General features: G+C 61.7%; 9 protein-coding genes, 1 tRNA gene and 1 pseudogene. 2 read left to right on the top strand and 9 right to left on the bottom strand.

Going from position 1 to position 8991, the window contains the following annotated elements; all coding sequences use genetic code 11:
• Positions 1-146: 146 nt before the first annotated feature.
• The 7 genes from WBB85_RS20575 to WBB85_RS20545 all read right to left on the bottom strand — a co-directional run bounded on the left by WBB85_RS20575 (position 147) and on the right by WBB85_RS20545 (position 6804).
• Complete coding sequence (locus WBB85_RS20575) at positions 147-1076, bottom strand: AEC family transporter (protein WP_432640452.1); 930 nt, start codon at positions 1074-1076, stop codon at positions 147-149.
• Positions 1077-1091: 15 nt separating this feature from the next.
• Positions 1092-1892 carry an MBL fold metallo-hydrolase gene (locus tag WBB85_RS20570; RefSeq protein ID WP_432640450.1) on the bottom strand — a complete coding sequence of 267 codons (801 nt, stop codon included), beginning with the start codon at positions 1890-1892 and terminating at the stop codon, positions 1092-1094.
• Between the two features lies 1 nt (position 1893).
• Positions 1894-2700 (bottom strand): TatD family hydrolase, encoded by an 807-nt coding sequence (locus WBB85_RS20565; protein ID WP_432640449.1) that lies wholly within the window; start codon positions 2698-2700, stop codon positions 1894-1896.
• 76 nt (positions 2701-2776) lie between these two features.
• A complete protein-coding gene (locus WBB85_RS20560) occupies positions 2777-3907 on the bottom strand; it encodes a DNA polymerase III subunit delta' (protein ID WP_432640448.1) in 1131 nt (376 codons plus the stop codon).
• The gene (gene tmk, locus WBB85_RS20555) at positions 3904-4515 is read right to left on the bottom strand and encodes a dTMP kinase (protein ID WP_432640447.1); all 612 of its coding nucleotides are present in this window, start codon (positions 4513-4515) and stop codon (positions 3904-3906) included. The genes WBB85_RS20560 and tmk overlap by 4 nt, the downstream gene beginning before the upstream one ends.
• Before the next feature lie 8 nt (positions 4516-4523).
• On the bottom strand, positions 4524-5678 hold the full coding sequence (locus tag WBB85_RS20550; RefSeq protein ID WP_432640446.1) for a D-alanyl-D-alanine carboxypeptidase family protein: 1155 nt from the start codon (positions 5676-5678) through the stop codon (positions 4524-4526).
• A 19-nt stretch (positions 5679-5697) separates the two neighbouring features.
• Positions 5698-6804, bottom strand: a complete 1107-nt coding sequence (locus tag WBB85_RS20545; protein WP_432640445.1) for an SPOR domain-containing protein — start codon at positions 6802-6804, stop codon at positions 5698-5700.
• Positions 6805-7134: 330 nt separating this feature from the next.
• Here WBB85_RS20545 and WBB85_RS20540 point away from each other — a divergent pair.
• Positions 7135-7224 (top strand) — tRNA-Ser (locus tag WBB85_RS20540).
• 208 nt (positions 7225-7432) lie between these two features.
• On the opposite strand, the pseudogene WBB85_RS20535 reads toward WBB85_RS20540, so the two are convergent.
• A pseudogene (locus WBB85_RS20535) lies at positions 7433-7675 on the bottom strand (transposase); the annotation flags it as partial.
• A 209-nt stretch (positions 7676-7884) separates the two neighbouring features.
• Between WBB85_RS20535 and WBB85_RS20530 the strand changes: the two are divergent.
• Positions 7885-8628 carry a hypothetical protein gene (locus tag WBB85_RS20530; RefSeq protein WP_432640444.1) on the top strand — a complete coding sequence of 248 codons (744 nt, stop codon included), beginning with the start codon at positions 7885-7887 and terminating at the stop codon, positions 8626-8628.
• 219 nt (positions 8629-8847) lie between these two features.
• On the opposite strand, the gene WBB85_RS20525 is transcribed toward WBB85_RS20530, so the two are convergent.
• The coding region (locus WBB85_RS20525) for a transposase (RefSeq protein ID WP_432640451.1) at positions 8848-8991 on the bottom strand (144 nt) is incomplete at its 5' end.

Raw genomic sequence — 8991 nt, 5'->3', positions numbered from 1 at the left:
CCGACCAGAACCGCTTCTTCTGACCCTTCTTGCCCGCCATAGCCGCCCTCAAGATGTCCACTATCAATGGTGGACACTTATCAACACACTCTACGGACCGTCAGAGCAGTCAGGCCGGACGCTTACGCTTAAAAGCGTATGACGCCTTATCCAAGCAGGCTGAGCCAGACTGAAACCGTCAGGACCGAGAGCGCGGTGGCGAAAAGGACCGTTGTCGCGGCGACGCGCTTTCCGACCCCGTACATGTTCGCGAAGACATAGGCGTTGACGCCGGGCGCCATCGCGGCAGTCACGACGGCTGAGCGGAACGGGGCCTGCGCCAGCCCGAAGCTCTGCCCCAGTGTCCAGGTGATCGCGGGGTGCAGGATCAGCCCGACCCCGCAGACGAAGAGCACTGTGACAAGATCACCTTCGGGCCGGTACCGCACAAGAACTCCGCCAAGGCCGAAGAGGGCCGCAGGAAGCGCCGCACGAACCATGAGATCGACAGCGTCGGTCAGGACGCCGGGCAGGGCGGTGCCGGTAAGATTGACGGCAAAGCCCGCCGCGATGCCGATCATCAGCGAGTTTCGGAACATCGCGTTGGCGACAGCCACAATCGTGCGGAAGATGCCTGCACCGCCATGGCGCACGATCTCCATCGCGGTGATGCCGACCGCGTAGCAGAAGGGCGCGTGGATCGCGACGATGGCATAGTTCGCATTAAGTGCTGCGGCACCATAGGCGCGTTCAGTGATGGGCAGGCCCAGAAGAACCGAGTTCGAGAAGAGGCAGCAGAACCCGATCGCCACCGCATCCGGCCAGGGCCGCCCGAAGAGAAACCTTGCGCCGAAAAGCCCTGCGAAAAAGCCGCAGGTGGCACCGGTATAGAAGGAAAGCAGCAGCGGCCACTGGAAGGTCTGGCCAAGGTCGAGGGTGGAGATTGCCCGGAACAAGAGGCAAGGGATGGCGAACCCTTGGGTGAATTTCATCAGCCCGTCGACGCCACTATCGGGAAAGAGCTTTAAAAGAACAGCGAGATAGCCGAAGCCGATGACCAGAAAGACCGGGAGTGTCACATCGAGAAGGGTCTCGATCGGCAGATTCAAGGATCAGACCCCGAATTCCAGCACCATCCCGTCATAGGCGGCGCTGATATGGTCGGGGGTCTCTGCCTCAACCGTCGCATGATCCAGGTCGATATGCATGTTGGTAACGATGCCGTTTTTCGGCCGGGCGCGGTCCAGCCATTCGAGCGTCAGGGCCAGATGAGCATGGGTCGGGTGTGGCTTGCGGCGGAGCGCGTCGACGATCCAGAAATCGAGCCCATTGAGGTGGCTGTCCCAGACCGGTTCCGGGATCGACAGCACATCGGGCAGATAGGCAAGATTGCCGATGCGGAAGCCTAAAGCGTCGATATCGCCGTGATCGACCTCAAACGGGTCAAAGCTGATCCGCCCGCCGGGTCCGTCGATATCGACCACGCCCCGGATCGTGTGCAGATCACAGATCGGGGGATAGGAGGACCCTTCGGGTTGCACGAACGCATAGGCAAAGCGCGACATCAGCGCTTCCTGCGTCTGCGCATCGGCCCAGACCGCGACACGGCGGTGGGTCAGGAACACAAGCTGGCGCAGATCGTCCAGCCCGTTGACATGATCGGCATGGGAATGGGTGTAGAGGACGGCATCGAGGTGGTCGATCTCGGTCCGCAAAAGCTGCGCGCGCATATCGGGCGAGGTGTCGATCAGGACGCGGGTGATGCCCTCTTCGCCGATGCGTTCGACCAGCATCGAACAGCGGGTCCGGCGGTTCTTCGGGTTCTCCGGGTCGCAGTCGCCCCAGAGCCCGCCGATCCGCGGCACGCCGCCGGAGGAACCGCAGCCAAGGATGGTAAAGCGCATCCGCGCCATGTCAGGCCGCCTTTGCGGCTGCTGCCGCCTTGGAGAAGAGCCGGTCGAAATTCGCCTCGGTCCGGGCTGCGAAATCCTCGTAACTGAGGCCGAAGATCTCGGCCCCGACCTTGGCGGTATGAGCGGTATAGGCCGGTTCGTTGCGCCGTCCGCGATGTGGTGGCGGGGCGAGGTAGGGGGCGTCGGTTTCGACAAGGATACGGTCCACCGGGGCGTTCGCGAAGATGTCGCGCAGCTCGGCGCTTTTGGGGAAGGCGGCAATGCCGGACATGGAGAGGTAAAAGCCAAGGTCGAGTGCTGCGCGTGCCAGCTCTGGCCCCGAGGAATAGCAATGCATGACGCAAGCATAGGCGCCGTTTCGGTGTTCTTCACTCAGGATGCGGGCCATATCCTCATCCGCCGCGCGGGCATGGATGATCAGCGGCAGACCGGTTTCGCGGGCCGCCGCGATATGGATGCGGAGCGATTGCTTTTGCACCTCGGCACTGTCGGCGGTGTAGTGGTAGTCGAGCCCGGTTTCGCCGATGCCGACGAATTTCGGGTGTTTCGCCAGTGCGGTCAGCTCATCCACTGTCGCCATCGGCTCTTCGGCGGCACTCATTGGATGGGTGCCAGCGGCATAGAAGACATTGGCATGGGTTTCCGCGATGGCGCGGACCTGCGCTTCGTTCTTCAGCCGCGTGCAGATCGTCACCATGCGATGCACACCTGCGGCATGGGCGCGAGCGATGACGTCGAGCAGTTCCCCGGCGAAGTCGGGGAAGTCGAGATGACAGTGGCTGTCGGTGATAAAAGCAGGTCTGGTCATGGCCTGCCTTTAGCGCGTTTTTTGGCCGAGGGGAATGCGGTGGCGCGCGCGAATTCTGTGAGGGCGGATGTTTGGGTCAGGCGGCGAGCGTGTCGCGTGCGGCTTCGTCGATCTTCAGCACCATGTCGAGGATCAGGGCAGCGGGGTCGAGGTTGACCGCGCGGCCGTGTCGCGCGCGGGCACCAAGGCTTTGTTGCAGTTCGGCCCAGCGGCGGCCTGCAGTGGCATGGGGCGCGAGGCGGGCCAGAAGCTGTGCCTCGCCCGGTGCGGCCTCTGGTCCTGTCATGCCGGTCGCACCGGCGCGGGCGAGGCGGGCAAGGAAAAGGTCCATGAGGTCGAGAAAAAGCGAGAGTTTCTCCTCGGCCCCCCGCTGCGCGGCGCTGTCGGCGAGTTTCAGCGCCTGTGGCCGGTCAAGGCGGGGGATCGTCGCGAAGAGCTTGACGATGGCAGCGTAGGTCTCCAACCCGTCGAGATTGGTCAGCCGCATCGCCTCACCCACCGATCCGCCTGCCAGCGTTGCAAGGGCGGTGCCATTGCCTGCCTCCGCCCCGGCGGCTTGCATGGCTTCGGTAAGGGCGTCGGGCGCGAGGGTGGTGAGCCGAAGTTCGCGGCAACGCGAGCGGATGGTTGGCAGAAGCCGCGAGGGCTGGTGCGAGATCAGAAGGAAGGTGACGCCATGGGGCGGTTCCTCGAGCATCTTCAAAAGCGCGTTGGCGGCGGCAATGTTCATTTCATCCGCCGGATCGACGATCACGGCGCGGCGGCCGCCATCGGTGGCGGAAAGCTGCAGGAAGCTTTTCATCCGCCGGACCTCGTCCACCGTGATGACGCTTTTCAGCCGCTTCTTGTCGGCGTCCCATGCCCGTCGGAGCGGAAAGAGCCGGGGTTCAGAGCCTGCATGGATGCGCCGCGCGACCGGGTGATCAGGGGCAATGTCGAGTGTTGCGGGCGCGGGGGCCGGATCGCCGAACAGACTGCCGCCATCATCCTCGGGTGTGGCCAGCAGGAAACGGGCAATGCGCCAGGCGAGTGTGGCCTTGCCGACCCCGCGCGGCCCGGTCAGAAGCCAAGCGTGATGAAGCCGCCCCGCTGAATGGGCATCGAGAAAGGACGCCTCGGCAGCACCTTGTCCGATCAGCCGGACGGTGTCCCGGGGATGTGGGGCGCCTTCGATGCGATCGGGTTCTGGATGGTCGGGATCACTCATGCCAGCGCCCTGTCGGCGATCGCGGCGACCTCTGCCGCGACAGTTTCGGGCGGGCGGTTGCCGTCGATTACCCGGCAGCGGAAGGGAAATTCGGCGGCGAGCGACAGGAAGCCATCACGCATCCTGGCCTGCAATCCGGCCCCGAAATCCTCGAACCGTTCCTCAGTTCCGTTCCGCCCTCTGGCGCGGGCAAGCCCGGTTTCCGGGTCCATGTCGATGATAAAGGTCAGGTCGGGTTCGCGGGTGATCATCATCTGATGCAGCCGGTCCACCGTGTCACGCAGATCACCGCGCGACAGGCCCTGATACATCCGGGTCGAATCGGCGAACCGGTCAGAGATGACGACCTTGCCTGCCTTCAGCGCCGGGTCGATCACCCGTTCCAGATGGTCGCGCCGGGCTGCGGTAAAAAGCAGGATCTCGGTTTCCGCCGACCAGCGATCGGGATCGCCCTCAAGCACCAGCCGCCGGATTTCCTCGGCCCCCGTACTGCCACCCGGTTCACGGGTCAGCACCACATCGCGGCCCAAGCCGCGCAAGTGATCGGCCAGCATCCGTGCCTGGGTCGATTTGCCGGACCCGTCGATCCCCTCAAAGGTGATGAACATACCGCCGGTCAGCTTTGCATCTCGGCAATCTCGGCCATCACGCGCTTGGCAAGGATGCCGAAAGCGGTGCGCAGGCGGCTTTGGAACCCGCCCTTGGGCACCGCCTGTTCGGCGACCAGCGGCACGGTGGCCATCGGAATGCCGGGGATGTTGATCTGCAATTCGGCGAGTTTCTGACCTTCCTCGATCGGTGCCTCGATCGGGCCGGTATAGACCACATTGGCGGTCAGCTTTTCCTGCGCGAGCGACGGCAAGAGAAGTTCGAGATCCTCGCTCACGACCAGACCGACGCGCGTCGACTGGCCCAGCCAGACATCGGCATCGGCGATGCGGGTTCCTTTTTCGGCGACCGTCTTCTGGACGAATTCGCGAAAGGCCCAGTTGACGACACGCTCAGCCTCTTCGGCCCGTTCGCGTTCCGAGGTCAGCCCGGTGATCGCAAAGACCACGCGGCGGCCATCCTGTACGGCGGAGCCGACGATACCATATCCGCTTTCCTGCGTATGCCCGGTCTTCAACCCGTCGGCACCGATACCAAGATGCAGAAGCGGGTTGCGGTTGAAGCGGTTGTCGGGAGAGCGGCCATCATAGGGAAACTCGGTCAGCGCGAAATAGCCGTAATATTCCGGGAATTCGTCGATCAGACGTTCGGCAACGCGGCCAAGATCGTGCATCGACATGCGCTGGTTCGGATGCGGCCAGCCCGAGGCATTGGCAAAGGTGGAATCGTTGAGGCCAAGCGTCTTGGCCCGTTCGTTCATCTTCTTGGCGAAATCTTCCTCGGTCCCCGCCAGCCCTTCGGCCACGACAACACAGGCGTCGTTGCCGGAAAGAACCACGATGCCCTTGATCAGCTCTTCGACCGTCGGCCGGTCAGTTTCGTTGAGGAACATGGTTGAGCCGCCCATCGCCTTGGCGCGCGACGACACCGCGAATTCCTCATCCAGCCGCACCCGTCCATCGCGGAGCGCTTCAAAGAGCATATTGATCGTCATCAGCTTCGACATCGAGGCAGGCGGCAGCTTTTCATGCGCGTTCTTGTCGAGAAGCACGGTGTCGGTCGTCATGTCATAGACCCAGGCCGCCTTGGCGCGGGTATCGAAGGCCTGGGCGGGAAGGGCCGCGAGAAGCCCGAGGATCAAAGGGGCGAAGAGGCGAAACATCGTGTCGTCGGTCCTTCGTTTACTTGGCAACGGGGAAGGCGTCGGCAAAACCGATATCCTTCACTCGGGTCATCAGAGCATCGCGTTCGGCGACCGAAGCGACCGGGCCGACGACGACGCGCCAATAGGGCTTTTCATTGCCCTGTTCGGGGATCACCGTTGCGGTCAGGCCTGCCGACTTCACCTTGTCGGCCGCCGTAGTGGCGTTTTCCTCGGCAGTGAAGGTCGCAATCTGGATATAGGAGCGCTCCAGCCGGGTCTGGTCCGGCGCTGCGGTGCCTTGCGCGTCGGCCCGGTCGAGGGCCGCCGCCGCTGAGCCGGTGATTGCGTCAAGCGGCGCCTGTTCGATGGGGCCAGATGTCACTCCGTCCGTGACCGGCGCGGCCATAGCCGGGTCTTCCTTCGGCTTCTTGCGCAGGAACCCGAAAAGTCCGCCGGATTTCTTGCGGGCCGGTTCTGCGGCGGCTTCCGGTGCCAAGGCCAAGTCGTCGACCACAGCGCTTTCAGTTTCGACGACCGCGTTTTCGGGCAGCGGCTGGTCTGCACCAGGCACTTCGGGTGCGAGTGCGGTCTCTGCCATTTCAGGTTCTGCTTCGGGTTTGGGCTTCTTGCGCAGGAACCCAAAGAGCCCGCCGGACTTCTTCGCCGGTTGCTCGGCCTGCTGCTCGGCGGCGATCTCGGTTTCCGGAGCGGCGGTCTCGGTTGTCGCCTGACCGGTCGCGGCGGTTGCCGTCCCGGTCGCTTCTGCTTCTGCCTCGGGCTGTGGCGCAGGCGGCAGTTCGATCTTCTGTTTGCGGAGCGCCACGACGCTCAGTTCCGTCGGCTGCCCAGCAAGCAGGCCGAGCGCCTCTGCCGCGTCGGAGGACACCTGAAGGCTGGGTCCGGGATTGTCTCGCTCGAGCCGGAACAGGGCGCCGGTGATCGATTTTCCGTTGGCCGCATTGCGGATAACGACCCGTTCGGGGTCGGTCACATCAGGATGCGCGACCCAGGTGCCGCCAAGCGACGGGCGGCCATCCCAGAGCCCCTTGGACGTCAGTTGAAAGACCTCGGGCGCCTCGACCTCCTTATCAACCGACCCTTCCAGGGACACGGCGCTGGACTGCACCTTTGTCTCTGAATCCACGGCCGATTGAGATCCCGTCTGACACGCGCTCAGCGCGAAACCCGCGACAATCAATGTCCCGAGCCACGGTTTGCCCTGCCTATTCATGTTCGCCCCCAATTTCACGCGAACTCACCGCCGCGTTTGAACTGCCCAGAAAGAACGGTCACCACATCTCGTAATCGCATGCAGGACCAGCCCGGTTTGCATCCGACGGATGCGTCAATTGCCGTGTTTTAACCTATTCTAGCGGGTCGCATACCGCAAGGAAAGGCTGGGCAGGCATGCACGCGGAAATCAGCCGCGACCGGCTTTCAGAATCGCAAACAACAGGGTAAGGCCGTTGCCGACGGAAGCGTGGCCGAGTGGTTGAAGGCACTGGTCTTGAAAACCAGCGACGGGGAGACTCGTTCGTGGGTTCGAATCCCACCGCTTCCGCCACCACCCGTTCTCAAAAAAAGCATATATATATCAGAATCTTGACGCCGCCGTTTCGGGCGCTTCACACACGCTTACCACACATACGTTTAGTTAGTGTCCGCGCACGTGGTGGAATTTCTGTGCCTTCATTCGCTTCTACACCTTTGGACGACGATTGAAGGCAATCTAAAGCCTCACGGCTCAAGAGTTCATCTGCAGATGCTGGAGTTCAGAGCCAGAACGATTCACCTCCAACCTGATCGACCACATGCCGTGACAGTACTGCGCGCAGATGGTATGCATCATAGGCGGCGACCATGATGACGTGTTGCGCGTCCGTTGGCCCGTCGATCAGCCCTCGTGCCTGCGGACTCTCACCACATTGACCGGGGGTGATGACAGTTCGGATTGGCAGCCCGAGGGCGTCGACCGCTGCATGGATCTTCGTCGTCAGGCCACCTTTGGAGCGGCCAATAAAAGGTCCTGAGCCTGTCGGATACACGCTTTATACCGGCCATCTCGATGCCGTCAGGGCCTGTGCATCCGCGCCCTCAGCAGAGCCGTAGGGGCCTACAAGCTGCCGTAAGTAGTTCTCTGCAACGTCCCGCGTAGTGTTTCGCACAGACACCGCTTCGGCCTGATGGGTATGCCTTATTTCAGGATTTACTTGAGGAGATCAAAATGAGCGTGGGAAGTATCAATGGTGCCGGTCGCGGCGATCCGATGCAATTTGACCAGCCGGAGCAATCTGCGGGTAACATATCTCAAGAAGGAGCGCTTTTCTCGAATATGCTAAGCATCAATATTACGATGCCGCAAGAAGGCCAGGGTCATGAATGGGAAGCCGCAAAGAATGCGGGCCTGGGTGGCGAGCAGATGGATGACAGTTCAAGCATTCAAGGCATGGCCCAGCAGATCATGACGCAGCTCGAAAGCTTCCAAGGCATGTTGAGCGAGCAGGGATTGGACAGTGAAGGTGCCGGAGGTGGTGAGTCCCAGGGCGCGACGGATGGTGCCGAAGACGCCGGCAACGTTAAAGATTGGGAACAGGATCGGCTGCAGGAGCTTACGAAAAATCTCAACGAACTGCTTGGCACTCTTGATGATGAGAGTGAAGCTGAGGGTGAGAGCGCTGCACCTCAGGGCGGCAACGGTGCTGAGGCCGCAGGCGGAGCAGCAGGTGAAAAAGCCGGAGGCGCCGACGCTCCGGAGGGCGCGGGATCCGATCAGGCGGCTCTGCGCGATCTCGTTGGGCAACTCATCGCCATGCTTGAAAAGATGGTCGGTAAGGGTGAAGGCGCTGAAAATACAAACACCGCAAACGCAGGCGGAACTGATAAAGGCGCAGATGCGAATGTCGAAAGCCTGATTCAGGAAGCGATCGACAAGCTCAGCAATCTTGTGGGTAATGCCGAAGCTGCGTAGCGCGCCCCACAACATATCTTGATGGCAACGCTCAATGCTCCCGTGAGGCAATATGTTGCCGCCAGCTCCCGGTCATTTCAGCGATGATCCGGGAGCACATTTTTTTTGGATTAAAGCGTTTCGAGTTTACTCTGAATCAGAATTCGAGCCTTTTGAGTTCGAATTCTAATACTTGTTATCTAAGCGAAAACCCGAAGCACTTTAGGGGGGCGTCTGCATTTACCCGATCCACGCCATAGCACAAGCGAGATTGACGAAGGCTTTGAATGAGCTGACGGTTTTCTCGCACTGCAGGGCGATACGGCGGAAGCGTTTGATCTGACTGAAGAACCGCTCGACGAGGTTACGTTCCTTGTAGAGGGT

The organism is Albidovulum sp. (assembly GCF_049646345.1).
Taxonomy (GTDB): Bacteria; Pseudomonadota; Alphaproteobacteria; order Rhodobacterales; family Rhodobacteraceae; genus Albidovulum.
The sequence above is the reverse complement of the archived record's forward strand: the minus strand, read 5'-3'. Positions and strand labels throughout refer to the sequence as shown.

Coding starts and splice junctions, on each gene's coding strand:
- WBB85_RS20570 (WP_432640450.1), bottom strand. CDS start 1,892: ATGGCGCGGATGCGCTTTACCATCCTTGGCTGCGGTTCCTCCGGCGGC.
- WBB85_RS20565 (WP_432640449.1), bottom strand. CDS start 2,700: ATGACCAGACCTGCTTTTATCACCGACAGCCACTGTCATCTCGACTTC.
- WBB85_RS20560 (WP_432640448.1), bottom strand. CDS start 3,907: ATGAGTGATCCCGACCATCCAGAACCCGATCGCATCGAAGGCGCCCCA.
- tmk (WP_432640447.1), bottom strand. CDS start 4,515: ATGTTCATCACCTTTGAGGGGATCGACGGGTCCGGCAAATCGACCCAG.
- WBB85_RS20550 (WP_432640446.1), bottom strand. CDS start 5,678: ATGTTTCGCCTCTTCGCCCCTTTGATCCTCGGGCTTCTCGCGGCCCTT.
- WBB85_RS20530 (WP_432640444.1), top strand. CDS start 7,885: ATGAGCGTGGGAAGTATCAATGGTGCCGGTCGCGGCGATCCGATGCAA.